Genomic DNA, 25,739 nt, shown 5'->3' with positions numbered 1-25,739 from the left:
CAGGGCGGGAGACCGATATGGCGGACCACACAGCCGACCATGTGGCAGGCGGGCCCCCACCCGTGGATCGCTCTGGCGAGGGCGGCGAGTTTCGCGCCGCAGACTCTGGTGGCCGGGCCCACGACGGGTTCCGGTACCGGGTGCCGCTCACCCCGGCCGCCCGTCCAGTCGACGGCGGTTTCTCTTCCCGGGGCAGTCCCATCGTGCCGGTGGACAGCCCGTCGCCGGCGGAGGAGAAGCGCACCGACCCGGATGATCCGGACAACCTCGCCGGCTGGGTGGGGAGTCTCGCCGAGGTGAAGGAAGGCGAGATGATCGCCGGACGCCGCACCGGTCCGGTGCCCACGGTGCCCCCCCGGCCTGCGGTCACGCCTTCCTGGCTGTCCGAGGACGACGAGGAGGAGTACCAGCCTACGCGGGGCGACCTGCGGCAGCCGATGCCGACCACGACCCGCGCGGAGCTGATCTCGCAACTCGATGCGCTTGCGCTCCTCGTCGAACTGGGCCGCGACTATTTCGCTCCGCAGTTGATTGAACGTGCCCGCCGCCTGCTCACCCAGGCGGGGGCGCGGCTGCGGCTGTCCGCCGACCACACGGTGGTCGCGCTGGCCGGGGGGACCGGAAGCGGTAAGTCCTCACTGTTCAACGCCTTGTGCGGCCTGGAGTTGTCCCGCGTGGGAGTGACCCGGCCGACGACCACCGCTGCCCACGCCTGCGTATGGGGGACGGAAGGCGCCGACAACCTGCTCGACTGGTTGGGGGTTCCGCCCCGCTACCGGCACTCCCGGGTGAGCGAACTCGACCGCGGCGAATCCGACCTCACCGGGCTCATCCTGCTGGACCTGCCCGACCACGACTCGGTGCGGGCCGCGCAGACCGCCGAGTCCGACCATCTCATCCGGACCGCGGACCTCCTGATCTGGGTGTTGGACCCGCAGAAGTACGCCGACGCCGCGGTTCACCACCGCTATCTTGCGGAGATGTCCGGGCACGGGGCAGTCATGGTGGCGGTCCTCAACCAGGTTGACCGGGTGGAGCCGGACGATGTGGAGGAGCTGCTCACCGACTTGCGGAGACTGCTGGAGGACGAGTCGGGAGTCCACCCCCGGATCTTGACCACGTCTGCGGTCACCGGGGAAGGGCTGCGCGAACTGCGGCAACTCCTAGTGGAGACCGTTGCCGATCGGCGTGCCGCGATCGAGCGCCTCGCCGCCGACCTTGAGCAGGTCGTCGCCGACTTTGCTGCTTACGGTGAGGCGGGCGGCACCGCGGAGCTGCCCCCGCCGGCCCGGTCTGTCCTGATGGACCAGATGGCTGAGTCCAGCGGGGTGGAGGCGGTTGCTGAAGCGGTGGAGACCGCCTACCAGCGGCGCGGGGGACGGGCCGTGGGGTGGCCGCTGCCCCGCTGGGCGCGGCGGCTGCGCCGCGACCCGCTGCGCGTGACCCAGCTTGATTTCCTCACTGAGGACACGACCCAGGCGAGTACCGGTCCAGTGGGGGCGCAACGCGCCGAGATCGACACCGCGATCGCGGCGGCAGCGGAGGCCGCGGCCGGTTCGCTGCCGGACCCGTGGCCCAAGCGGGTGCGGGCGGCTGCGCGCAAACACGTGGAGACGCTCCCCGAAGAGCTGGGCTCCGCGATTGCAGCGACGATCCCTGAAGAGGACGCCCCCTTCTGGTGGGGGGCTGTGCGGGCTGTCCAGTACTTGCTGGTGGCGCTGGCCGGAGGCAGCCTGGTGTGGCTGGCGCTGCTGCTGGTCAGTTGGGTCGGCGGCGGCCTGGTGGAACCGGCGCTGCTGTTCTTGACCGCTGCCTTGACCGGAGGTGCGCTGCTGTTGGGCTGGCTGGTTGGCGTGGGCTGCCGCAGCCTGGTCGAGGTGGAGGCTGCCCGCCAACGCGAATACGTCGAGATGCACGGTCTTGAACAGGTCAGACGCATTACGTTGGAGCGCGTCGTCGCCCCGTTGGAGGAGGAGCTGCGCAACTACGAGCGGTTCTGCCAGGCGTTGGAGGAAGCGCAGCCTGCCCGACGCCGGTGACCGCGTCCCAGGTTGAGGCTCTTGTCGCCCGTGCCGCGGATCCGACCGCGGTACGGGCGTTTTCGTACTGCGGCGGTCGGTCTCCGAGGGCGGGAATCCATGTCCTGAGATGTCCTGAATAGTCTCTGCGGGGCTTGCCACAGGGGCGAAAACCGCTGTCAATGTGCTGGTTCTCCGGCGGTTTTCACGAAAGGCGATTAGAATATTACCTAAAGTAGTCTCCCATTGGGCTCTGTTTTCCCGGCGGGACCGGAGGACAGGACCGGGCTGCGGCGGGGCCGGTGTGCCCGCCGTACCGGGACGGCCGACAGCGAGGAGGCCCCGATGACACTCACCCGGCATTCGACTACGGAGAGTACTTGTCGAGTGCTGTTCCGTCCCCGGGAGTGGGCGCTGTTGACCCAGCCGCGTGCCGTGGTCGGCTTCGTGGTGACACTCGTCGCCGTCGATGCGCTACTCGCGATCGCCGGGGTATGGACGACTGCTCTGCGCTCTGCGGAACTCCTCACTGCCGCGGCGATCGTCATGTCCGGGGCGATCTGTGTCGAGGCGATGCGCCGCCTAGGGCTGCCTCAGGGGATGGTCCGCGACCTGCTCGGCACGTGGTGGATCCCGGTGGTACTGCTGCTGCCGCCGGTGTACTCGCTCATCGTGCCGATCCCGCTGTACCTGCTGATGCAGTACCGCATTCAGCGCGCCGTAGTCTTCCGCCGCGTCTTCAGCGCCGCAGTGGTCGCCCTCGCCGGGTTCTCCTCCTCGACCGTGTTCCACGCGCTCATCCCCGGACCGATCATCCTGCTCGACGGGGTGACCGGGGCGGCAGGCAAGAGCGCCCTCATCAGCGGGGAGGGAATCGGGGCCGCGATCCTGTGCGCGGTCCTGTTCACTGTGTGCAACACGGTGCTCATCACCGGGGCGATCCGCATGAGCGTCCCCGAAGAACCCCGCCGCACTACAGTGTGGGACTCTGAATCCCTCTTGCTGGACGCGGTCGAAGTGTGCGTGGGACTGATCGTGTCCCTCCTGTGCGCGCTCTCCCTCTTCCTGCTGCTGGTGGCGCTGCCCCCAGTGCTCCTGCTCCAGCGGAGCCTGCTCTTCCAGCAGTTGCAGACGGCGGCACGCACCGATCCCAAGACCGGCCTGCTCAACGCGGTCGCGTGGGAGCGGGTCGCTAAAACCGAGCTGACGCGGGCGTTGCGGACGGGCTGCCCGCTGGCCGTTCTCATCATTGACATCGACCATTTCAAGAAGGTCAACGACACCCATGGGCATCTGGTCGGCGACCAGGTGCTCCTCAACGTGGCGACCATGCTCAGCCAGCAGCTCCGCCCCTACGACGTGATCGGCCGGTTCGGCGGGGAGGAGTTCGTCGTGCTGCTGCCCGGAGCAGACATGGCCGAGGCCTGCCGGACCGCGGAGCGGCTGCGCACCCAGGTAGGGCGGATGGCGCAGCCGATCAACGACATCACCATCACCGTCACCGTTTCGATCGGGGTGGCTCTCCTGCGAGTGCACGGACGGGATCTGCTGGAGCTGATGGCCGCCGCGGACCTGGCGCTTTACCGGGCGAAAGACTCTGGACGCGACCGCGTCTGCCTTCCTGTCGCCACGACCGCGGGGGTCCCGGTCCGCTCCGTGACGGACCCGCCCACCGATTCACGCGGCTCCTGACAGTTGTCCACAGGGTGCAGCGGAGGCTTGCCGCAGCGGGATGCCGGTCGCAGACAGTGGAGGCATGACCACTCAAAAGCATCCCCGTCTGCCGGTCCGTCTGTCCGTCCGCACCCCGGTGGACCTGATTGCCGCGGTCCCCTACCTGATCGGCTTCCATCCCGAAGACTGCGTCCTCGTGCTGGGGACTGACGGCCGCGACAACGCGATCAACTTCGCCGCGGGCTACACGCCGCTCACCACTGCCGACCCCCTCCTCCGCGAGCTGGCCGACAGTCTTGCCCGCTCCTTCCTCGAACAAGGCGGGCGGCGGGCGGTGATCCTCGGCTACGGCCCGGAAGAACCAGCGGTCGCCGGACTGTTTGCGGTCCGGGACCGGCTGGCCTCCCACGGGGCCGCTGTCGCCGAAACCCTCCGGGTCACCAAGGACCGCTACTGGTCCTACGAGTGCGCCAACCCTGTCTGCTGTCCGGCAGAGGGTGTGGTCTACGACGTGCACCGTTCCACGATCCCTGCTACCGCGGTCGCTGCGGGCCTGCGGGTCCGCGCCAGTCGGGAGGAGCTGCTGGCCCTGGTCGCCCCGGTCGGGGGCGCACGGCGCGCAGCAATGACCCGAGCCACTCGCCAGGCTGAAGAGCGCTGCGCCCGGCTGCGCCGCGAAGCCGGCGACCGGGGAGAAGCCGCCGTCATCGCGGAGGGGGTCCGCACGGTGCGCACTGTGGTGGCCGCGGCCTTGGACGGTGCTCCACCCCCAAAGCCGGACACGGTGGCGTGGCTCAGCGTGCTCCTCGTCCACCCGCGGGTCCGCGATGAGGCGTGGGCCCACATCGACCGTGCGCACCTCACCCACCACGTCGGCTTGTGGTCGCACGTGCTGCGCCACGTCGACCCCGACTATGCGGCGGCGCCCGCAGCCCTGCTCGGCTTCGCCGCGTGGCAGAATGACGACCCGTTCCTCGCCGACGTCGCCGTGGACCGGGCATTGGAGGTCGACCCGGAGTATTCCATGGCCCGGCTCGTCCGCCGGGCGGTGCGCTACGGGCTCCCACCCCACCGGTGGGAAGGTTTCACCCCTGACTGGCTTGCTGAGTATGCCCCGATCAGCGAGGAAGCCACACCGCAGGCAGGACATGGGAATTGACCAGCCCGTATCAGGGTTCATACGGGTGTTAAACCGACACGGGCGCCCCGTGGCTCTGGTCGGTGCAGGGCGCGGAACGGCCTAGGCTGGAAGACATGGCGGAGTACATCTTCACGATGCGAAACGTGCGTAAAGCGCACGGTGACAAGGTTGTCCTGGACGATGTGTCGGGCGCCTTTCTCCCCGGCGCCAAGATCGGCGTCGTGGGCCCCAACGGTGCGGGCAAGTCCACGCTGTTGAAACTGATGGCTGGTATTGAGCAGCCCTCCAACGGCGAGGCGCGCCTCATGCCCGGATACACCGTCGGCCTGCTCGCCCAGGAGCCGCAACTCGACCCCGCCAAGACCGTGCTGGAGAACGTGCAGGACGGCGTTGCGGAAACCAAGGCGATGCTCGACCGCTTCAACGAGATCGCTGAGAAGCTGGCCACGGACTACTCCGACAAGCTGCTCGAGGAGATGGGCAAGCTGCAGGAGGAGCTGGACCGCCGCAACGCCTGGGACCTGGACAGCCAGTTGGCGCAGGCCATGGACGCGCTCCGCTGCCCGCCGGCCGACGCGGACGTCTCCGTGCTCTCCGGTGGGGAGAAGCGCCGGGTCGCCCTGTGTAAGCTCCTCCTCGAACAGCCCGACCTGCTGCTGCTGGACGAGCCCACCAACCACTTGGACGCCGAGAGCGTGCAGTGGCTGGAACAGCACCTGGAGAAGTACCCGGGCACGGTCATCGCGATCACCCACGACCGCTACTTCCTGGACAACGTCGCCACCTGGATCCTGGAGCTGGACCGCGGCAAGCTCTACCCCTACGAAGGCAACTACACCACCTACCTGGAGACCAAGGCTGCCCGACTGAAGGTGGAGGGCGCCAAGGACGCCAAGCGGAAGAAGCGCCTCCAAGAGGAGTTGGAGTGGGTCCGCTCCAACCCCAAGGCCCGGCAGGCCAAGAACAAGGCGCGTCTGCAGCGCTACGAGGAGATGGCCGCTGAGGCCGCGAAGACCCGCAAGCTGGACTTCGAGGAGATCCAGATTCCGCCGGGCCCGCGCCTGGGCAGCACCGTGGTCGAAGTCAAGAACCTCACCAAGGGGTTCGGCGACCGCATCCTCATCGAGGACTTGAGCTTCTCCCTGCCGCCGAACGGCATCGTCGGTGTCATCGGCCCCAACGGCGTAGGCAAGACCACGCTGTTCAAGATGATCGTCGGCGAGGAGCAGCCCGACAGCGGCACCATCACCATCGGCGAAACCGTCAAGATCTCCTACGTCGACCAGTACCGGGGCCGGATCGACGACGAGAAGACGGTCTGGGAAGTGATCTCCGACGGGGAGAGCTTCATTCGTGTCGGCAACGTGGAGATCCCCAGCCGCGCCTATGTCGCCGCCTTCGGGTTCAAGGGATCCGACCAGCAGAAGAAGGCGGGAGTGCTCTCCGGTGGGGAACGCAACCGGGTCAACCTGGCGCTGACCCTCAAGCAGGGCGGCAACCTGCTGCTGTTGGACGAGCCCACGAACGACCTGGACGTGGAGACCCTCGGCTCGCTGGAGAAGGCGCTGCTGGACTTCCCCGGCTGCGCTGTGATCACCAGCCACGACCGCTGGTTCCTGGACCGGGTCGCCACCCACATTCTCGCGTGGGAGGGTGGCGCTAACTGGTTCTGGTTCGAGGGCAACTTCGAACAGTATGAGAAGAACAAGATCGAACGGCTGGGCCCCGAAGCCGCTCGCCCGCACGCCGTCACCCACCGCAAGCTCACGCGTGACTGACCGAGGCTTCCGCCGTCCCGGTGGGACGCGACTGTGGTGCGGGTTCCGCGGGAACGGAGCGGAACCCGCAGCGCGCTCGGGGAGGCCAGCACATACCCTGTAGGCGCTATGACTTCCCAGCACGATGACCAGATGACCTTCTACGAGGCGGTCGGCGGTGAGGAGACGTTCACCCGACTCGCCCGCCGCTTCTACGAGGGGGTAGCCGCCGACCCCGTGCTACGCCCCATGTACCCCGAAGAGGATTTGGGGCCCGCCGAGGAACGGCTGCGCCTCTTCCTCATGCAGTACTGGGGTGGTCCACGGACCTACAGTGAACGGCGCGGGCATCCCCGGCTGCGGATGCGGCATTTCCCGTACCGCATTGGGGCGGAAGAACGCGACCGCTGGCTGACGCACATGCGCGCAGCGGTCGACGACCTCGCCTTGCCCGCCCACCTGGAACAGCAGTTGTGGGAGTACCTGGTCTACGCCGCCTATGCCATGGTGAACGTGCCGGAAGACGCGCAGCCTCCCATGGTGCAGCGCTCTTTCACCGTGACCTCGAACGAGCGCGACCGCGGCGACGAGGGGGAGACGATCCGGATCTCGCTGCGGTGACCCATCCTCCCGCGCGAGGCGGTCGCACGAATGGCATTCCGGCTGTCACTGCCGCACCGCGGCACGGCGACCGGACTGGGGCGGAGTGAGCAACACGGCCGCGGCGGCGCTGAACAGTGCTGCCGCGGCAAAAGCCGTGCGGTAGCCTGCCCAGTCGATGAGCACCCCCATCACCACGGGGGTGAGGGTGGAGCTCACCGCCTGCAACGTGTTTTGGACAGCCATGGCCCGGCCCGCCCAGCCAAGCCCCGCGGTTTCCCCGACCGCCGTGAACGTCAACCCGTTGTGGCTCATCGTCAGCACTGCGGCGAGCACGAGCAGCACCACGGCAATCCCGGGAAGCGGCGATGCGGCGGCCAACAGGACCAGCGCTACCGCCCCGCAGCAGGCGATGATCCGTACTGGGCGAAGGCGACTACCCACCCGGTCCGACCAGACCCCGGCCCCGAGCCGCGCTGCCGCGCCGGGCACGTACACCGCGGCCATGAGCGCCCCCGCCGCCGGGGCAGTCCACGACTGCTGGTCGACCAGGTAGACCAGCGCGAACGTGGCCACAGTGAACTGCGGCACCCCCAACAGCATGCTCACCGCGTGGACCCGCCAGATCGCGGCATGCCGGTAGGGCGAGGAGCCTGCCCGCTGAGGCTGCGGGGCATCCGCTGCCGGGCCCGCAGCGACAGCCTTCCCAGGAGGGACCGCGAATTTGACCACCAGCGGAAGTACGGCCACGGCCAGGACCCCGGGCAGCAGCATCGCCACACCGACTCCGTAGTGGTGGGCGAGGACCGGCAGCAGTGCCGCCGACAGCCCCATGCCGAGCGGCTGGGCGGTCTGCCGCAGTCCCATGGCCAGGCCGCGTTCCCGGGCCGCGAACCAGCCCATGACGAGACGGCCGCTGGCCGCGTTCACTGGACCGGCGACCGCGCCCACACCGAACAGCACGAGGCCCGCACCTAGCGCCGTGTCGACCAGCGGGAACACAGCGAGAAGACCAGCGGTGGCCCCCAAGCTCACCGCCATAGTGAGACGCTCCCCGTAACGGTCGATGAGGACACCCCACCCTAGAAGGGTGAGGAGCAGGCCGAGACTGGGAAGCCCAGCGAGCGTGCCTGCGCGGGCCACAGTGATCCCGTAGGCCTGCCGCAGTTCGGGGATGACAAACGCCACCCCGAACAACGCGGATAGGCTCGCGATCTGCGCGGCGACCGCCAGCCCCAAGACCAGCCAGCGCCGTCCCGGCCGTAAAGACCGGGCCCGCGCGGCCGCCCGCTGGAGCCCCCACCTCATGGGAGGTAATACCGCGCCAAGTGGGCGCGTTCCTCCGGGCTCAGCCGCCGCGGATGCTGTTGGGCGAGGTCGTAGGCGACCAGTACCGACAGCGCTTTGAGGTACACCGCGTCATCGTCGAGGATCTCGTAGCGCACGGTGAAACTGGCGTTCCTGATCTCGGTGACCCACGTCTCCACCCGGAAGGGGTCGCGGCGCATCTGCAACGGCCGCAGATAGTCGACTTCGTGCCGAGCCACCACCACGTCACCGAACCGGGAAGAGCTGTCCGCGTCGTCCCAGCGGAGAAGGGAGATGCGGGCGTCTTCGAGGTACGTCAGCATCCGCACATTGTTAACGTGGTTGAGCGGATCCAAGTCGGCGAAGCGGACGTGCCCCAGGAAGACGTGCCGCTGCCCGGTCGGGGTTTCCACGCTGGTGCCTTCCTGCACGGCTGTCCCGCTCACTGGTCCTACCTTTCCGTCGGTCGTGGTTACCCGCCGATTGTGGCAAGTTCGAGCAGCGCAGCGGACACCCGGGGTAGCGTTCCCTACCCTCCAGTACGGTCGGTGACCCGCAACCCGGTGTAATGGGCGAGGAAAGCCAACTGGTCCGCGGCGAGCCGGACGCTGCGGCTCACGGAACGCGTGCTGTGCCCCACGTCAGTCTCCCGGCGCAGCAGGATCGGGGCTTCCTCCGGAGCGGCCGAGGTGGCGTGTTGGAGCGCCGCACACATTTTGCGGGCGTGCAACGGGTCGACCCGGGTGTCGTTTTCGAAGACCGTGAACAGGGTCGCCGGATAGCGCACCCCTTCCCGGACGTTGTGGTACGGGGAGTAGGCGAGCAGCGACTGCAACGCTTCCGGGTCGCTGGCGCTGCCGTATTCCACGCTCCACAACTGCCCCAGCCCGAATTGTTCATATCGCACCATGTCCAGCAGCGGGGCGGAGCACACGGCCGCGGCATACAACTCGGGACGCTGGGTGATAGCGGCTCCGACGAGCAGCCCTCCGTTGCTGCCGCCCATCACGGAAAGCTGCTCCCGAGTGGTGAACCCCGCGTCGACCAGGTATTCGGCAGCGGCATGGCAGTCGTCGAAAACGTTCTGCTTGTTGCCGAGCATGCCTGCCCGATGCCACTCTTCGCCTTCTTCGAGGCCGCCGCGGAGCGAGGCGACCGCGTAGACGCCACCGGCCGCCACCCACGCCAGGATCGACGCCGAATAGGCCGGGGTCAGCGAGATCCCGAAACCGCCGTACCCGTACAGGATGGCGGGACGGGGCCCCTCCCGGTCCGGCGGGGAGACCACCAGCATCCGCACCGGGGTGCCGTCCCGGGAGGTGTAGGTGACCTGCTCGGTGCGGACTGGGGGAGCCTCCACTGTTCCCGGGGACTTCTGCCAGAGCACCACGTCGTGGGTGCGCGCGTCGTACCGGTAGACCGCGGTCGGCGACGTGTAGTCGGTGTAGGTGAACCACGCTTCCGTGCCGCCTTCGGGGCGGGCGGTGATGCTGCCCACCGACCCGAGGCCGGGCAGGGGAAGGTTCCGGATCCGCTCCCCGGTGGCGAGGTGGTGCACACTGAGTTCACTGAGCGCGTGCCGCTCCCACCGGGCGAGGAGCACCGGAGTGTCCAGTTCCGCGCCGTCGAGGATCGCATACCCGCTGAGGACCGCGTCCGGGTCGCTGGCGATCAGGGTCTGCCAGTGGTCCGGGGTGGGCGAGGCCGGGTCGGCCACGCACAGCCGTCCCCGCGGCGCGTCCAGGTCGGTGAAGAGGTACAGCCTGCCGTCGCGGCCCACATGAGGGAAGGTTTCAGCGTCCACACCGGTCTGGATCTCGGTGAAGCGCGGCGCTTCCGGGGCGGACACGGTGAGGTCCGCGATCCACGCGTCGTTGCGGGGCGCGGTGCCCGGCGAAGCGGTGAGCGTCAGCCACCTGCCGTCGCGGCTGACCGCCACCCCGAAGTATTCGGTTTTGTCCCGCCCTTCCCCGAAGATCAGCGTGTCCTCTTCCGGGGAGGTGCCCACCCGGTGCAGGTAGACCCGCCGGTGGTACTGCTCTTCTCCTTCGGGGACCAGTTCGGGGGCGAGGCGGCGCACATAGTAGAACGCGTCACGGCCCGGCAGCCACGCGACCGGGGAGTAGGAGCAGCGGTCGATGGGGCCGTCGATGTTCTCCCCGGTGTCGATGTCCATCACCCACAGCCGGGACTGCTCGTCTCCGTTATCGGACAACTGGTAGGCCAGCAGCCGTCCCTCCCAGTCCACCACCCACGAGTCCAGGGTGGTGGTGCCTTCCGGGTTCAGTTCGGTGGGGTCGATGAGGACCCGTTCCGGTCCTGAACCGTCCTGGACGTAGAGCACCGCGTGCTCCTGGTCGGCGGCGCGCCGCACGAACAGGCGACGCTGTCCCCGCCAAACCGGTGCCCCCACCGAGCCGGCATTCATCAGGGCCCGCAGCCGCGTCCGGAACCAGTCGGTGGCCGACCACATCGCGGATGCTGCTGTGAACAGCGCGTCCTGGCTTTGCGACCACTCTTTGGTGGCGGCGAGGTCAGTCTGCTCCAGCCAGCGGTAGGGGTCCGCGACCGTCTGGCCGTGGAGCACGTCAGTCAATTCCCAGCGCTCAGCAAAGGGATAGGAAGGGAGACGAGACATGCCCAGAACTCTAGCCGCAGCAGGACAGTACCCGAGGTCATACGCTGTTTCCGGTGGGAAGCAGTCCGCTTCCCCTGCCTGCTGGGAGGAGGATCGGCGCGGCCGGTCGACACCGCGGGCATGGACGGCCTACCGGGGTATGGGGTCGGTGGCGGCAGCGGGCCGGAGCTGGGTATCCGTGTGAAGGTGGCAACACTGCGGTGCACCGTCGCCCGTCCCGCCGAGCGTGCGCCGGAGGGCTCCCGTACTGCCGCTGCGGGGTTTCCCGTTGGAAGCCCAGATCATTCACGGAGGTTTCTGGCAGTGTTGCGGAGAAATGGGGTGGCAATGACCGACCCTCAGCACGCAAACTGAAGAAGGGACACAACTCGGCGGGAACCCACCCACGGGAGGTCCGTGTGGCACAACGAAGAACGCCGGCTCTTGGGCCGGTCCACAAGGAGGCCTTCTGGCTAGCCGGGTGGCTAGCCGGAGAAGAGATACGTGTGGTCGACACGTCGGCCTACCGGAGGCGGCCATGAGCGCCGCACAGAATACTACGGAAGGCGGCCCACCACAGATCCGCCGTCACGTACTGCTTCTCAACGCGAGCTATGAACCATTGACCACCGTGCCGTTGCGACGCGCGGTCCTGCTAGTCCTGCGGGAGAAAGCCGAGGTGGTGCACAGCGACTCTACCGGAGCTGTGCTCCATTCGAGCACGATGGCGTTCTCCGTGCCGTCGGTCATCCGGCTGCTCCGCTACATCCGGGTGCCCTATCGGCGCAGGATTCCGCTGACCCGCGTGGCGCTCATGCGGCGCGACGGATACCACTGTGCCTATTGTGACAGACGTGCCGAGACGATCGACCACGTTATTCCGCGCAGCCGCGGGGGACAGCACGTCTGGGAGAACGTGGTGGCGGCCTGCAGATCCTGCAACCACCGTAAGGCCGACCGCCTCCTTGAAGAACTCGGTTGGAAACTACGTGTCACCCCCACAGTTCCGCGGGGGATTCATTGGCGCCTCATCAACGGTGACCACCACACTGACCCCCTTTGGGCCCCCTATATGGCGAGGGTGAAAGTCTGAGGAGGACATCCCGGGGCCGGGGGTTCGTCTCGGTCCCGGGGACCAGACGATCCACCAGTGACACCACCAGGCGCGTGCCTCTGGGGTGGGGGAAGTGTGCGGAACTGCGGCGCGACCCGACCCTATGCTGATGTCATGCCTCGTTACGAGTTCCGTTGCCGTGCCTGCGGTGAAACCTTTGAACTGTCCCGGCCCATGGCCGAGGCTAACGCCCCGGCAGAGTGCCCGAATGGGCACGACGACACGGTCAAACTGCTGTCCACGATTGGGGTGAGCGGTCTCGCGCAAGCCCCTTCGTCAGCCGGCGGCGGCTGCTGCGGCGGTGGCTGCTGCGGCGGCTGATCCTGAACCTTACGCGGGGAGGTCTGCTGGAGCAGGCCTCCCCGTAGCCGTGTCAGGACCATCCCCGCATGCGCGGGGAGCACACTAAACGACCTGCAACTTTACCAGTCCGGTAAGCCTATTTCATTCACTTCTCACAATCGGGAGCAACGCCTAAATGGCCCAGGGTGGAGAGGTGAATCAAAGGCACGGAGATGCCCCTCTACGGCTGTACCCGTGGCGTGTGACCAGGAATAGTGGCGTCGGCCTCGCCTAGGCGGCCAGTGGCATGCGAGGGCTAGGGGAGGGGCGTGCGCAGTGTGGTACAGGGCCCCTCCCGGCTCTAGGGAGAGGCCCCCAGCACTGCGAGCCGCCTGCGGGAATCGAACCCCGCGGCCTCCGCATTACGAGTGGAGATGCGTGCGCTCCACCTGGCTGACGTCTCGGGCGGCTCCCGTAGAAGCCGAAGTGGCCATCGCCGCGTAGGCGCGGAGCGCCGCGCTCACCGGGCGCTGCCGGTTCCGCGGCCGGAATCCACCCAGTTCCTTGAGGAGACGCTCCCGGCGGGCGTTGAGTTCGTCCTCCGGCACTTCCAAAGTGATCGACCGGTTGGGGATGTCGATGGTGATGATGTCACCGTCCTCGACCAGGGCGATGTCGCCGCCGGCGGCCGCCTCCGGTGAGGCGTGCCCAATCGACAGCCCTGAGGTGCCGCCGGAGAACCGGCCGTCGGTGATCAGGGCGCACACCTTGCCCAGACCGCGGCCCTTGAGGAAGCTCGTCGGGTACAACATCTCCTGCATGCCCGGACCGCCCTTGGGGCCCTCGTAGCGGATGACCACCACGTCACCGGGCTGCACCGCCTTGTTGAGGATGCCGTCGACCGCTTCCTCCTGGCTTTCGAACACCTTGGCCGGGCCGCTGAAGGTCCACAGTTCCTCGTCGACTCCCGCGGTCTTGACGACCGCGCCGTCCGGGGCGAGGTTGCCTTTGAGCACGGCCAGGCCGCCGTCCTTGGTGTAAGCGTGCTTCACCGAGCGGATGCACCCGGACTCGCGGTCCAGGTCCAGCGAATCCCACCGAGTGCTCTGCGAGAACGCCTCAGTGCTGCGCTGGCCGCCCGGAGCTGCGTGGAAGAGCTCCACCGCTTCGGGACGCACATTCGGGGAGGCGATGTCCCAGGCGTCCACGTACTCGCCCACGGTCATCCCGTGCACCATGGGCAGCGACGTGTCCACCAACCCGGCGCGGGCCAGCTCGCCCATGATGGCGGGGATACCGCCCGCCCGGTGGACGTCCTCGATGTGGTACTTGTCGCTGTTCGGGGCGACCTTGCACAGGCACGGCACTCGGCGGGACAGGGCGTCGATGTCGTCGAGGCCGAAGTCCACGCCGGCTTCGGTTGCCGCGGCCAGCAGGTGCAGGATCGTGTTTGTGGAGCCGCCCATGGCCACGTCCAAGGCCATGGCGTTTGCGAACGCCGCCGGCGTGGCGATCGACAGCGGCAGCACCGACTCGTCGTCCTTTTCGTAGTAGCGGCGCGCCGCCTCCACGACCACCCGGCCCGCTTCCTCGTAGAGCTTCTTGCGCGCGGTGTGGGTCGCCAGCACTGTGCCGTTGCCGGGCAGCGCCAAGCCGATCGCCTCGGTCAAGCAGTTCATCGAGTTGGCGGTGAACATGCCCGAGCAGGAGCCGCAGGTGGGGCAGGCTGCTTCTTCCAGCGCGTTCAGCTCCTGCTCGGAGACGTTCTCGTCCGCCGAGGCGATCATCGGGTTGATCAGGTCGAGTTTGCGCACCGTCGTCGCAGTGCCGTTGACTACGGTCACCTTTCCGGCTTCCATCGGCCCACCCGAGACGAACACGGTGGGGATGTTCAGCCGCAGTGCGGCCAGCAGCATGCCGGGGGTGATCTTGTCGCAGTTGGACACGCACACGAGGGCGTCAGCGCAGTGCGCGTTGACCATGTACTCCACGGCGTCGGCGATCAGTTCGCGGCTGGGCAGGGAGTACAGCATGCCGCCGTGCCCCATGGCGATGCCGTCGTCGACCGCGATGGTGTTGAACTCGCGCGGCACGCCGCCTGCCGCGCGCACCGCGTCAGCCACGACGTCGGCGACTTCGCGCAGGTGCACGTGTCCGGGCACAAACTGGGTATAGCTGTTGGCCACCGCCACGATGGGTTTGCCGAAGTCTTCGCGTGCCACGCCGGTGGCGCGCAGCAGCGCGCGGGCACCGGCCATGTTTCTGCCGTGGGTGACCGTCCGTGAACGAAGCGCGGGCATGGAAGTCTGCTCCCGTCGAGAGAAGAACCGGGGCCGACGACGGGACAGTAACGGTGGGGTCCCCGCCGACGGTCCGCGCGGCATGCCCTGTAGGGGTGCCGCCCTGGGACGAAACTTGGGGTCGTTCTCTCGATGGTAGTCCCCTAGCCGACCGGTTACACCGTGCACGGGAACGGGGCGGCCCTAGGGCCGCCCCGGGAAGACCTGGGTGGGGGTGCAGAACGTTTAGTACATGGGGGGAAGGACTTTTTTGGCTGCCTGGTAGATCTCCTCGATCTCCTCTTCGGTCAGCCGGTCTTTGCCGCTGCGCAGCCACTTGCGGACTTTGGTGCCGACGATGATGTCGACCCCGCGGAGCCGGTGGCTGTCCCACGGCATGCTGGGACCGTAGATCGCCAGGGCGGCACGCACTTTGATGGGGCGGCCCAGTTCTTCGCTGATGAGCCGTTCCGCGTTGCGGGCCTCAGCCAGCGCTTCGTCGATGCGCTCGTTTTTGGAGAAGCGGCCGTGGTAGAGCTTCTCCAGCTTGTTGCGGAGCGGCAGCCGCTTGTCCCAGGCTTCGGAGTCGATCGCGAAGGCGCCGCGCCGTCCCACGATGAAGTGGTCGATCTGGCCGTTGCCGTCCTGGATACGCCGCGCGTGCAGCACCCGGTAGCCGAAGCGTTGCATGATCCGCAGTTGTGCTTCGGTACGCCGCTGCGCAGAGGAGGGTTTGCGCCACTGGGGGACTTCAGACTGGCGCTGGGAGGTGTAGACGATGAAACCGACGAGCGCTGCGGCCCCGGCCGTCACCCCCACACGCCAACTGCTGAACAGCACGCCCACCACTACCGCGGCCACGAGGCAGGCGGCGACTCGGGGAAGCCACCGGCGCACGACACCGTGTTTCAGCAGTGAACGGTAGGTGCGCATGAGGGTATCCGTGTGCGGCGCCACTGGTTTGCTGGTGGGGCGGTGAAAAGAAGGAGGTGCATCGTCCCGCTGGGTCTCGCTGGTGCGGGAGGGGTCGTCCGGTCTGGTGCTGGTTGCCGATTCCACGCCTCAGAAGGGTAGTTCCCTTCAAAGAAAGCTCCTAGTCCGTAAAGACTCACATTTTTGTTCCCTGCCTGAAGTTTTCTTACGGGTGTTTTTCGGCCCTGAACTGGGAAGAATGTATTTTTCCCGATTTTACGCCTCCAGGTAGGTGACTTTCCTCCGAAGCCGGGGTGCTGCCCGGCTACGCTCGGGGAAGTGTGAGCGAGATTCACGACCTGAGTGCACTACGCCAAGCTGCGTTGTTCCGCAGCCGGGAGCTGTCTCCGGTCGACGTCGTCGAGCACTACCTGGACCGGGTCCAACGGCTCGGCGACGAAGTAGGGGCCTTCATCACGGTTACCCCGGAACTCGCGCTCCAGCAGGCCCGAAACGCGGAGCGGCGGCTGCGCACCGAGGACCCGGCGCACCTGCCCGCGCTCCTCGGCCTGTGCGTGCCGATCAAAGACCTCGACATGGTCGCCGGAGTGCGCTGCACTCGAGGGTCGAGGGTCTTCGCCGACCAGGTCGCCGACGCTGACGAAGGCTACGTGGCCGCGCTGCGGCGGGCCGGGGCGGTGTTCCTCGGCAAGACCAACACCCCCGAGTTCGGGCTGCCCTGCTACACCGAGAACGAGATCGCCCCACCGGCCCGCACCCCGTGGGACACGACGCGTTCCGCGGGCGGCTCCAGTGGCGGGGCAGCGGCCGCGGTCGCTGCAGGGCTTGCGCCTTTCGCCCAGGGCAGCGACGGCGGCGGATCGATCCGTATCCCTGCGAGCGTGTGCGGGCTCTTCGGGATCAAACCCACTCGGGGCCGGGTCACCTCGGCACCCTTGCGCGTCGACACGCTCGGCCTGGCGGTCACCGGTCCGCTCGCCCGCACGGTTGCCGACGCGGCTCTTCTGCTCGACGCACTGACCCTCGGCGATCCCGCGGATCTCTTCACTGCCCCACCGCTGCCCGCGGGGGAGACGTTCCTCGCCGCCGCACACCGGGAGCCTGGTCGGCTCCGCGTCGCCTGTTTCGCAACCCCGCCGCTGCCCGAAGCCACCGTGCACCCGGAGGTCTTGGCGGCCTACCATGCCACGGTCCGGCTCCTCGAGGAGCTTGGACACGACGTCACCGAGATCACCCCGCCCTTTGACGGCTCCCATATGCGCCATTTCGCAACTGTGTGGGCGGTGACTGCGGCCGGCATCCCTGTCCCCGCTGCGGCCGAGCACCGCCTGCGCCCGCTGACCCGCTGGCTGCGGGACCGTGGACAACGCACCCCGGCCCCCGTTTACCTGGAAGCTGTGGGGGAGCTGCGGCGCTTCGCCCGGGCCGCGTTGGCTGCGTTCGCCCCCTACGACGTGGTGCTCACCCCTACCTTGGCTCTCCCGCCTGTTCCCCTCGGGTATTTCACCGCGTCCGGGGATCCCGCGGACGAGTTCGAGAAGATGAACGCGTTCACCCCTTTCGGCAATATCGCCAACATCACCGGCCAGCCTGCGGTGAACGTGCCGAGCGGCACCACCGCGGACGGGCTTCCCCTCGGCATGATGCTCTTGGGGAGGATCGGCGCGGAGGCCACGCTGATCTCCCTGTCCGCCCAACTGGAGGCGGCCCGCCCGTGGCGGGACCGCACTCCAGAGGTGTGGCATCGCTAGGCCACAGTTATTGCGGTGTGCCGTTCCCGCTGTCCGGGCCGTCTGCGACCGGGTGTGTCTTCTCTCCTGGGGATCCGCTGCCGACCGCGAGCGTGCAGAAGGCAGACAGCAGCACGATCACTGCGCCGCCCACCACGCCCAGGGCGGGGCCGCCGACGTCCACCAGCCATCCGGACAGTGGCGCGGAGAACGCCACCCCGGTGGTGATCCCGGTGTTCATCCACCCGAACGCTTCCGCCCGCCGATCGCTGGGTGCCACCTCGCCGATCCGTTCGGTTGCCGCGGCCAAGGTGGGGGCGATCGCCAGCCCAGCTACGAACAGCACGGGGAGGAGCAGCCACGGGGAGGGGAGCTCCAGCACGGGAGGAAGCAGCGGGATCAGCATCGCGGTTCCCGCCGCGGCGGCGAAAGCCCGGCGGCTCAACCGGGGCGGGCCGGCCAAGGCGCCCGCGACGAGCCCGCCGACCAGGGAACCGATCGACCAGAACGCGGCGAGCACCCCGGCAACCCCGGGGCGGCCGATCTCCCGCGCCCACGCCACGATGACCAGGTCCACGGATGCCAGGCCGGCGATCAGCAGCATGCATACGACAACCAGGAGGGTGAGTTCCAGCTGCAGCAGCAGAGACCGGCGCCGCTGGGTGGGGGAGGCTGGACCGGGCTGGGGCGGGAAAGCGAGGCCGGAGCGGTAGATCTGCCACGCAAACCCGAAAGAGCCCGCGATCGAGAGCGCCGCGACCAGCAGCACGGCCCCTTTGCCTCCGCTTACCGCTACCGTGGCGGCCGCCAACAGCGGTCCCAGTACGAAGACGAGTTCCTGGAAGGTGGACTCGGCCGCGTACATGGCGGTGCGGGTCTGGCCTGAGGTCAGCCGCGGCCACAGCGCACGCGCGACCTGGGAGGCAGGCGGAGTGAACAGACCGGTCACCAAGCCGAGGGGGAAGGCCGCCCACCACAGCGAGGCGGGCAGCAGGGCGATCACGAGCAGACCAGCCCCGTAGCAGAGCCCGCACAGCGCCATGAGTCGGTCCGTACGCCCCCGGTCAGCACTGCGCCCGCGCAGCGGTCCGGCCACGGCAGCGCCGATGGTCAGCGTAGTGCTGACTGCTCCCGCCAAGGCATATGATCCGGTCCAGTCGGCTACGAGGAAGGTGATACCGATCGGCAGAGCCGCGATGTTCAGCCGGGCGATCAGCGACCAGACGAAAAGTCCGACGAGGTAGGGAACGGACAACAACGGACGGTAGGACTTGAGCACCACACAAGTATCACCGGATTCGTAGGATGAATCTCCGTATTTTTAGCCAATACCGTGATCAACATTGGCCGAAGTGGTAAAAACCATCCGATTCCGCGACTGGCGGCTCCAGATCCTGCTGATCAGCGCCGTGCTGCGGCATGATCGGATGGTGTGAGTGATGCTGCACTGGTCCGGCTAGCCGAGGCGCACGGCGTCGCAACCAGCTATGTGAACTGGCAGGGGACCCGGATCCCCGTTTCCGTGGACACGCTGCGCCACGTGCTCACCGCCCTGGGCGTGGACGTCAGCGACCCTGAGGCCGCGCTGCGGGCGCACCAGGAAGCCCAGGCCGCTCACCCGCTTCCCCCGGCCGTCGTCACCCGAGCCGGGCACACCCCGCGGCTCCCCCTGCCCGACGAGGCCCGGACCTGGGTGGAACTCGCCGACGGCGGGTACACCGATGTCGGTCCCACCCTCCCGCTCGGCCTCCACCGGTTGCACGTGGACAACCGCGGCAACCACCAGCAGCGTCCCCTCCTGGTCGCACCCGCTCGGCTGTCCCGCTCCGTGCCCCGCCGCATGTGGGGGCTGATGACCCAGCTCTACTCGGTCCGCTCCCACGTCTCGTGGGCTATGGGAGACCTCCACAACCTCGCCGAGCTGGCCACCTGGTCCGCCCGCGACCTGGGGGCGTCCTTCATCCTCGTCAACCCCCTGCACGCCACCGAACCGCTGCCGCCCGTCACCGACTCCCCGTATCTGCCGGTCAGCCGCCACTACGCCAGCCCGCTCTACATCCGTATTGAAGACATCCCCGAGTACGCGCGGCTCAACTCGATCCAGCGGGAAACCATCCAGCGGTTCGCCCGGCCGCTTCGCGAGCGGGGGCGCACCGCCGACCTGCTGGACCGTAACGCGGTCTGGCAAGCCAAACGGGCCGCCCTGGAAATCATCTACGGGGTCAGCCGCTCAGAGGAGCGGGAGCAGGCGTTCCGCGACTACCTGGACCGCGAAGGCGAAGCCCTGGAACGCTACGCCACGTGGTGCGCGATAGCCGAAGAGCACGGACCGGACTACCGCCGCTGGCCGGAGCCGCTGCGCGACCCCACCGCCGAAGAGGTCCGCGTCGAAACGCGGCGCCGCTGGCGTCGCGTGGACTTCTACCGCTGGACCCAGTGGATTCTCGACAGCCAACTCACCCACGCCCAGACCGCGGCACGCAACGCCGGAATGGACGTGGGAATCGTGCACGATCTTGCGGTCGGGGCGCAGAGCGGCGGCGCAGACGCCTGGATCCACCGCGAAGTGCTCGTCCCCGGGATCCACGTTGGCGCACCCCCGGACGAGTTCAACCAGCAGGGCCAGGACTGGGGGCAAGCGCCCTGGCATCCGGTGCGCCTCGCCGAACAGGGCTACCTTCCCTTCCTCGACCAGCTTCGGCAGGTAGGGCGGCACGCTGGCGGCATCCGGGTCGACCACGTCATGGGACTATTCCGGCTGTGGTGGATCCCGGAGGGGGCCGACCCCGCCGAAGGGACCTACGTGCGCTACGACCACGAGGGCATGGTGGGCGCGCTGCTCCTGGCCGCCCACGAAGCAAACGCGCTCGTCATCGGGGAAGACCTGGGGACAGTCGAACCGTGGGTCCGCGACTACCTGTCCGAACGCGGAGTGTTCGGCACATCCGTGCTGTGGTTTGAACGCGACGAGCATGGCGCCCCGCGCCGCCCGGAAACCTGGCGGACCGACTGCCTGGCCACGGTCGCCACCCACGACCTTCCCCCGATCACCTCCTATGTCACGGCCGAGCACGTGGCTTTGCGTTCCCACCTGGGCCTGCTCACCCGCCCGGTGGAAGAAGAGCGCGCCGAAGCCGAAGCCCAGGTCGCCGCCTGGTGCGCGCTGCTCACCGAACTCGGGCTGCTCGCGGAGGGAACCGACCCCGTGGCTCAGCCCGCCGCTGTGGTCACCGCGCTGCACAGCTACCTGGCGCGCACCCCTGCCGTCCTGGTGGGCGTGTCCCTGGCCGATGTGGTCGGCGACCACCGCATGCAGAACCAGCCGGGAACCAGCAGCGGATACCCCAACTGGCGGATCCCGCTCACCAACAGTGAAGGGGAGCCGGTCCTCCTCGAAGACCTGATCACCAATCCGCAGTGGGCTGCGGCAGTGCGTGCCGCACTCGGGGAGCTCGCCCAACTGTCCCCGGGCAGCGGCACGGCACGGGCCGCGCCCCCACTGCCCCGCCCATCCCGGTCGTTCCTCTGCCCGCAGTGGTGACCGCCCGCGGGAGCCCTTGCCGGGGCAAAGACGCCGATGGGCGGACACCGCGTCCCGCGCAGCGCCCGCCCACCAGGCCAGAAACGGTCAGTGTGCGGCCGCAGCGTCCTGCGCCCGAGCGTGCAGGGCACGCTCGACACCGGCCCGGCCTTCCAGCAGGAGGCGGCGCAGCGCCGGAACCGGGTTCTCTGTCTCGAGGTAGGCGTCAGTGCGGCGCAGCGTCTCCTCTTCGATCAGGTAGCCGGGGTAAGCGAACTCGGTGAAGGTCTGCGCGAACTCGGCAGTCCACTTCGCCCACGCGTCCGCAAGCTGGCCGAAGTAGCGGTCCACGTAGGGCCGCAGCAGTTCAGCGTGGGCGGGCTCGACGAATCCGCCCAGGGTCGCGCGGAACTCCGCATTGGCCAGGGTGCCGCTGGTGATGCGCTCCCAGGCTGCGGCCTTGGCTTCCGCGGTGGGGATCGCCGCCCGGCAGCCTGCCGCTGCCCGCTCGCCCGCGGCGGTGGGGTCGCGTTCCAGTTCCGCGTTGATCTCCGCTTCCCCGGCGGCACCGGCCGCGACGAGGCGGCGCAGCAGGGCCCAGCGCAGGTCAGTGTCGACCTTCAGCCCCTCCACTTCGATCGCGCCCTCGTAGATCCCCCGCAGCAGCGACAGGTGCTCGGGGGCGCGCGCCGTCTCAGCGAACCCGTGGGCGTAGGCGAGCTGCAGGTCGCTGCCGGGAGCAGCAGAGGTGAGCAGCTCCCGCAGCCGGGAGGCGAGCAGGTTGAAACCTTCCTCCTGCCATTCAGGGGAGACGTAGTGGATCAGCGCGGAGACGGCCTGCCGCTGCAGGGTTTGGGCCACCGCGACGTCGCGGACCCCGGCCAGGTTGCGGCTGACGAGGCGGACGTAGTCCCGCGCGGGCATCTCGCCGTCGCGGGTCATGTCCCACGCCGCGGCGAAGACGAGCGCGCGCGGCAGCGACTCAACAATCTCGCCGGCGCTCTCCACGACCGTGCGCAGGCTCTGCTCATCCAACCGCAGTTTGATGAAGGTGAGGTCGTCGTCGTTGAGCAGGACCAGGTCAGGCTGGCGTTTGCCCACCAGTTCCGGAACCTCGGTGCGCTCGCCGCTGACGTCCAACTCCACCCGGTCGCGCCGCACGATTCCCTGGTCGGTGCGGTCGTACAGGCCGATCGCCAACCGGTGGGAGCGCAGGGTCGGATGGTCGGCTGGCGCCTCCTGGAGGACAGCAAAGGACGTGAACGTGCCGTCGGGGCCCACCTCGAACTCGGGGCGCATCGTGTTGACGCCCGCGGTCTCCAGCCACTCCCGCGACCAGCGCGACAGGTCGCGTCCGGACGCCTCCTCCAGTTTCGCGAGCAGGTCCGACAGCTCGGTGTTGCCCCAGGCGTGCTCGGCGAAGTAGGCGCGCACCCCGGAGAAGAACTCCTCCACCCCCACGTAGGCGACGAGCTGCTTGAGCACGGAGGCGCCCTTGGCGTAGGTGATGCCGTCGAAGTTGACTTCCACGGCCTGGATGTCGGGGATGTCCGCGGCGATTGGGTGGGTGGAGGGCAGCTGGTCCTGGCGCAGCGCCCACGCCTTCTCCACGTTGGCGAACGTGGTCCAGGCGTCCCGCCACTTGGTGGCCTGGGCCTGGCAGTACACGCTGGCGAACGTGGCAAACGACTCGTTCAGCCACAGGTCGTCCCACCAGCGCATGGTGACCAGGTTGCCGAACCACATGTGCGCCATCTCGTGCAGGATGGTCTCGGCGCGGCGCTCGTAGCGGGCGTCGGTGACCCGGGAGCGGAACACGTAGTCTTCCAGGAACGTGACCGCCCCGGCGTTCTCCATCGCCCCGGCGTTGAACTCGGGGACGAACAGCTGGTCGTACTTGCCGAACGGGTAGCGGACCCCGAAAAGCTGGTGGAAGAAGTCGAAGCCCTGCTTGGTGACTTCCAGGATCGCGTCGGCGTCCAGGTACTGGGCGAGCGACGCCCGGCAGTACACGCCCAGCGGGATACCGTCGTGCTCGTCCCGCACCACGTGGTAGGGGCCGGCCACCAGCGCGGTGATGTAGGTGGAGATCCGCGGGGTCGGCGGGAAGTGCCAGCGCACCGCCGTGCTGCCGGGCACCGGCTCGCGCACCACATCGGGTGCGGTGTTGGACACGACTTCGAAGTCCGCGGGGGCGAGCACGGTCAGTTCGAACGTCGCCTTCAGGTCGGGCTGGTCGAAGCAGGCGTACATCCGCTGCGCGTCGGCGGTCTCGAACTGGCTGTAGAGGTAGACGTTGCCGTCGACAGGGTCGACGAACCGGTGCAGCCCTTCACCGGTGCGCATGTAGGCGGCGTCGGCGACGACCCGCAGTTCGTTGTCGGAACGCAGGTCGGGAAGGGTGATCCGCTCTCCGTTGAACACCTCGGCCGGGTCGAGGGCGACGCCGTTGAGGGTGACTTCGCGTACGGTCGGAGCCACCAAGTCGATGAAGCTTGCCGCCCCGGGTTCCGAGCAGTGAAACCGGACCACCGTGGTGGAGGTGAAGGTCTGGTCGCTTGAAGTGAGATCAAGTTCGACGGCGTAGGAGTCGACGCGGAGAATCCGTGCCCGCTCCCGTGCCTCCTCACGTGTCAGATTGCCTGCCACGACGCTCCCTTCCCAACCTGTCTCGGTGCCGATGGTGGTGGCGGCCGTCGGCGTGCTCACGGAGAGCGGACGGAGAGCCACCGCCTGATGATCAGCTCTGATCCTGCCATGCCGGGGTGTGGAATGCGGAACCGACGACTGTGGTTCATCCCTGAGGAGCTGGGCGTTTTAAGGTTCACGCCCGGGCTGTTGACCAAAAGCGTAAGGAGACGACGGTGACACAAGAGCGCATTCCTGTGGACCTGTGGTTCGACCCGCTCTGCCCGTGGGCGTGGATCACGTCGCGCTGGCTGCTCGAGGTGGAGAAGGTGCGCCCGGTCCGCCCGCGCTGGCATGTCATGAGCCTCGCTGTCCTCAACGAGGGCAAGGATGTGCCGGAGGAGTACCGGAAGATGCTCGCCACCGAGGCGTGGTGGGGGGTGCGGGTAGCCGTCGCAGTGGAGCAGCGCTCGGGCAACGAGGAACTGGGACGCTTCTACACCGCTTTGGGGACGCGGCTGCACAACCGCCGGGAGCCGCGCTCCTTGGAGACCATCGCGGCGGCACTCGCCGACGTGGGACAACCAGCGGATCTCATCGAAGCCGCGGAGAGCACTGACTACGATGAGGCACTGCGCAAGTCGCACCATGACGGCATGGACAGGGTCGGCCAGGAAGTGGGCACTCCCGTCATCGCGGTCGAGGACGTCGCCTTCTTCGGCCCCGTTGTGTCCCCCGCCCCTCGAGGCGAGGCCGCCGGTCGGTTGTGGGACGGCGTTCTGCTGGTCGCGGGAACCGACGGGTTCTTTGAACTCAAGCGGAGCCGCACCCGCGACCCCATCTTCGACTAGCCGCGACGGTGTGAAGGAGCGAACATGAGCGAACCGGACGAGGAGCGCATAGTCATCTTCGATGACGAGCTGGAAATCCTTCCGGACACCACCTCCGACGAGGAAGACACGGGGTGGGGAGAATCGCCGGAACGGAGCGAGCGGTCGCGTATTGAGGAGCTGCTCAACGACGTTCCTCCGCACTGGGCTTAACGCTTTACCCGCCGTATACGCGCTGATGAGAAGCGGTACCATCAGCGTGAGTGAGCATTTTGTCCGCTTTTGCCAAGGTGGTGTGAGTTGAGCAAGAAGCCGGAATCCAAAGCGGTTCCGCTGAGCAAGGACATCAAGCTTCTGGTGGTCATCAACCTGATTTTCCTCCTGTCCGCTGTCGCCTTCGGCGTTCTGGGTGCGACGGTGACCTTCGCCGCGACCTGAGCGACCCGTAGGACACAGGGCACTGTCCGGCGTCCTCAACGCCGGACAGTGCTCCCGGGGGCATGCGTGCCCCGGGGACCTGCAAAACTGGAGCCGTGCGTATCTACATTGGATCCGACCACGCCGGCTACGAACTCAAACAGCACCTCGTCTCCTGGCTGCAGAAGCAGGGACACGATGTCATCGACGCCGGTCCAGCCGTCTACGACGCGGCTGACGACTATCCTCCGTTCGTGCTGCGCGCCGCTGAGGGGGTAGCCAAGGACCCTGAGGCGCTCGGCATCGTGCTCGGCGGCTCCGGCAACGGCGAACAGATCGCCGCGAACAAGGTCAAAGGGGTGCGGGCCGCCCTCGTCTGGAGCAACGAGACCGCCAAACTCGCCCGCGAGCACAACAACGCCAATGTGATCAGCATCGGCGCGCGGATGCACACGATCGACGAAGCCACCGGTTTTGTCGACACGTTTCTCACCACCCCATACAGCGGTGAGGAACGCCACAGTCGCCGTATTCGGATGCTCTCCGACTACGAGACCACCGGGCAGCTTCCCCCGCTCCCCTGACCGGAGCCGTACCGGCTGATCCCGGGGAGCCGGAGGAGAGCCTCCGCAGCGCTGCCAGGATGCGGATGCGCTCCCTCTCTCGCCTCCCCGGGAGGCAGGCTGGGGCTCCCTGCGGGGGACGCGCTGCACCGGGGAGCCAGCCCACTACGCGCCGTCGTGCGTCCACGCTGAGCGGACGGAACCGCCGAGGCGCCTCACGGCGTACTTTGACGCTAGCGCGGCACGCCCCGGCAGTGCACTCCCCCGGGAGCGATAAATCCCTCACCGAAACCTGTGCCCGGAAACGACTGCTCCAGCGGTACTCCGG

20 protein-coding genes are annotated in these 25,739 nt (G+C 68.0%); 13 read left to right on the top strand and 7 right to left on the bottom strand.

Features of this window, described 5'->3' with window-relative positions; translation table 11 throughout:
• The first annotated feature begins 17 nt into the window (after positions 1–17).
• The 5 genes from CW348_RS10920 to CW348_RS10900 all read left to right on the top strand — a co-directional run bounded on the left by CW348_RS10920 (position 18) and on the right by CW348_RS10900 (position 7,211).
• Positions 18–2,039, top strand: a complete 2,022-nt coding sequence (locus CW348_RS10920) for a YfjP family GTPase (protein WP_104612604.1) — start codon at positions 18–20, stop codon at positions 2,037–2,039.
• 324 nt (positions 2,040–2,363) lie between these two features.
• Positions 2,364–3,710 (top strand): GGDEF domain-containing protein, encoded by a 1,347-nt coding sequence (locus CW348_RS10915; RefSeq protein ID WP_011292641.1) that lies wholly within the window; start codon positions 2,364–2,366, stop codon positions 3,708–3,710.
• A 64-nt stretch (positions 3,711–3,774) separates the two neighbouring features.
• On the top strand, positions 3,775–4,851 hold the full coding sequence (locus tag CW348_RS10910; protein ID WP_016189025.1) for a DUF4192 domain-containing protein: 1,077 nt from the start codon (positions 3,775–3,777) through the stop codon (positions 4,849–4,851).
• Positions 4,852–4,946: 95 nt separating this feature from the next.
• A complete protein-coding gene (gene ettA, locus CW348_RS10905; RefSeq protein WP_016189024.1) occupies positions 4,947–6,611 on the top strand; it encodes an energy-dependent translational throttle protein EttA in 1,665 nt (554 codons plus the stop codon).
• A 132-nt stretch (positions 6,612–6,743) separates the two neighbouring features.
• The gene (locus CW348_RS10900) at positions 6,744–7,211 is read left to right on the top strand and encodes a globin (RefSeq protein ID WP_038044003.1); all 468 of its coding nucleotides are present in this window, start codon (positions 6,744–6,746) and stop codon (positions 7,209–7,211) included.
• Between the two features lie 45 nt (positions 7,212–7,256).
• On the opposite strand, the gene CW348_RS10895 is transcribed toward CW348_RS10900, so the two are convergent.
• The 3 genes from CW348_RS10895 to CW348_RS10885 form a co-directional block, all read right to left on the bottom strand.
• Entirely contained in the window at positions 7,257–8,498 is a 1,242-nt protein-coding gene (locus tag CW348_RS10895) for an MFS transporter (RefSeq protein ID WP_081638452.1), read from the bottom strand.
• The gene (locus tag CW348_RS10890) at positions 8,495–8,944 is read right to left on the bottom strand and encodes a thioesterase family protein (protein ID WP_104612603.1); all 450 of its coding nucleotides are present in this window, start codon (positions 8,942–8,944) and stop codon (positions 8,495–8,497) included. Before CW348_RS10890 ends, CW348_RS10895 begins: the two co-directional genes overlap by 4 nt.
• An 83-nt stretch (positions 8,945–9,027) precedes the next feature.
• Entirely contained in the window at positions 9,028–11,136 is a 2,109-nt protein-coding gene (locus CW348_RS10885) for a prolyl oligopeptidase family protein (protein ID WP_104612602.1), read from the bottom strand.
• A gap of 517 nt (positions 11,137–11,653) precedes the next feature.
• Between CW348_RS10885 and CW348_RS10880 the strand changes: the two genes are divergently transcribed.
• On the top strand, positions 11,654–12,208 hold the full coding sequence (locus tag CW348_RS10880; protein ID WP_011292634.1) for an HNH endonuclease: 555 nt from the start codon (positions 11,654–11,656) through the stop codon (positions 12,206–12,208).
• Positions 12,209–12,343: 135 nt separating this feature from the next.
• Complete coding sequence (locus CW348_RS10875; protein WP_038043978.1) at positions 12,344–12,550, top strand: zinc ribbon domain-containing protein; 207 nt, start codon at positions 12,344–12,346, stop codon at positions 12,548–12,550.
• A gap of 383 nt (positions 12,551–12,933) precedes the next feature.
• Here CW348_RS10875 and ilvD read toward each other — a convergent pair whose 3' ends face one another.
• Both ilvD and CW348_RS10865 read right to left on the bottom strand, forming a co-directional pair.
• On the bottom strand, positions 12,934–14,811 hold the full coding sequence (ilvD, locus tag CW348_RS10870) for a dihydroxy-acid dehydratase (RefSeq protein ID WP_011292632.1): 1,878 nt from the start codon (positions 14,809–14,811) through the stop codon (positions 12,934–12,936).
• Positions 14,812–15,036: 225 nt separating this feature from the next.
• Entirely contained in the window at positions 15,037–15,723 is a 687-nt protein-coding gene (locus CW348_RS10865) for a nuclease-related domain-containing protein (RefSeq protein ID WP_016189018.1), read from the bottom strand.
• Positions 15,724–16,043: 320 nt separating this feature from the next.
• Between CW348_RS10865 and CW348_RS10860 the strand changes: the two genes are divergently transcribed.
• Positions 16,044–17,474, top strand: coding sequence for an amidase (locus CW348_RS10860; RefSeq protein WP_011292630.1), 1,431 nt, complete (start codon positions 16,044–16,046; stop codon positions 17,472–17,474).
• 7 nt (positions 17,475–17,481) lie between these two features.
• Here the strand turns inward: CW348_RS10860 and CW348_RS10855 are convergent, their stop codons facing one another.
• The gene (locus CW348_RS10855; RefSeq protein WP_258076840.1) at positions 17,482–18,708 is read right to left on the bottom strand and encodes an MFS transporter; all 1,227 of its coding nucleotides are present in this window, start codon (positions 18,706–18,708) and stop codon (positions 17,482–17,484) included.
• Positions 18,709–18,885: 177 nt separating this feature from the next.
• On the opposite strand from CW348_RS10855, the gene malQ reads away from it, so the two are divergent.
• Positions 18,886–20,994, top strand: coding sequence for a 4-alpha-glucanotransferase (gene malQ, locus CW348_RS10850; RefSeq protein WP_104612599.1), 2,109 nt, complete (start codon positions 18,886–18,888; stop codon positions 20,992–20,994).
• A gap of 87 nt (positions 20,995–21,081) precedes the next feature.
• Here the strand turns inward: malQ and pepN are convergent, their stop codons facing one another.
• On the bottom strand, positions 21,082–23,622 hold the full coding sequence (gene pepN, locus CW348_RS10845; protein WP_011292627.1) for an aminopeptidase N: 2,541 nt from the start codon (positions 23,620–23,622) through the stop codon (positions 21,082–21,084).
• Between the two features lie 215 nt (positions 23,623–23,837).
• Between pepN and CW348_RS10840 the strand changes: the two genes are divergently transcribed.
• The 4 genes from CW348_RS10840 to CW348_RS10825 all read left to right on the top strand — a co-directional run bounded on the left by CW348_RS10840 (position 23,838) and on the right by CW348_RS10825 (position 25,432).
• The gene (locus tag CW348_RS10840) at positions 23,838–24,452 is read left to right on the top strand and encodes a DsbA family protein (RefSeq protein WP_011292626.1); all 615 of its coding nucleotides are present in this window, start codon (positions 23,838–23,840) and stop codon (positions 24,450–24,452) included.
• Positions 24,453–24,476: 24 nt separating this feature from the next.
• Positions 24,477–24,644, top strand: a complete 168-nt coding sequence (locus tag CW348_RS10835; protein ID WP_169803325.1) for a hypothetical protein — start codon at positions 24,477–24,479, stop codon at positions 24,642–24,644.
• 87 nt (positions 24,645–24,731) lie between these two features.
• Positions 24,732–24,869 (top strand): hypothetical protein, encoded by a 138-nt coding sequence (locus CW348_RS10830; RefSeq protein WP_169803326.1) that lies wholly within the window; start codon positions 24,732–24,734, stop codon positions 24,867–24,869.
• Between the two features lie 95 nt (positions 24,870–24,964).
• On the top strand, positions 24,965–25,432 hold the full coding sequence (locus CW348_RS10825; protein ID WP_016189015.1) for a ribose-5-phosphate isomerase: 468 nt from the start codon (positions 24,965–24,967) through the stop codon (positions 25,430–25,432).
• Positions 25,433–25,739: the final 307 nt, after the last annotated feature.

It is taken from the genome of Thermobifida sp. (assembly GCF_017577275.1).
Classification (GTDB): domain Bacteria; phylum Actinomycetota; class Actinomycetes; order Streptosporangiales; family Streptosporangiaceae; genus Thermobifida; species Thermobifida fusca.
Note: the sequence above shows the minus strand (reverse complement) of the source record. Positions and strands in the feature narration are given on the sequence as shown.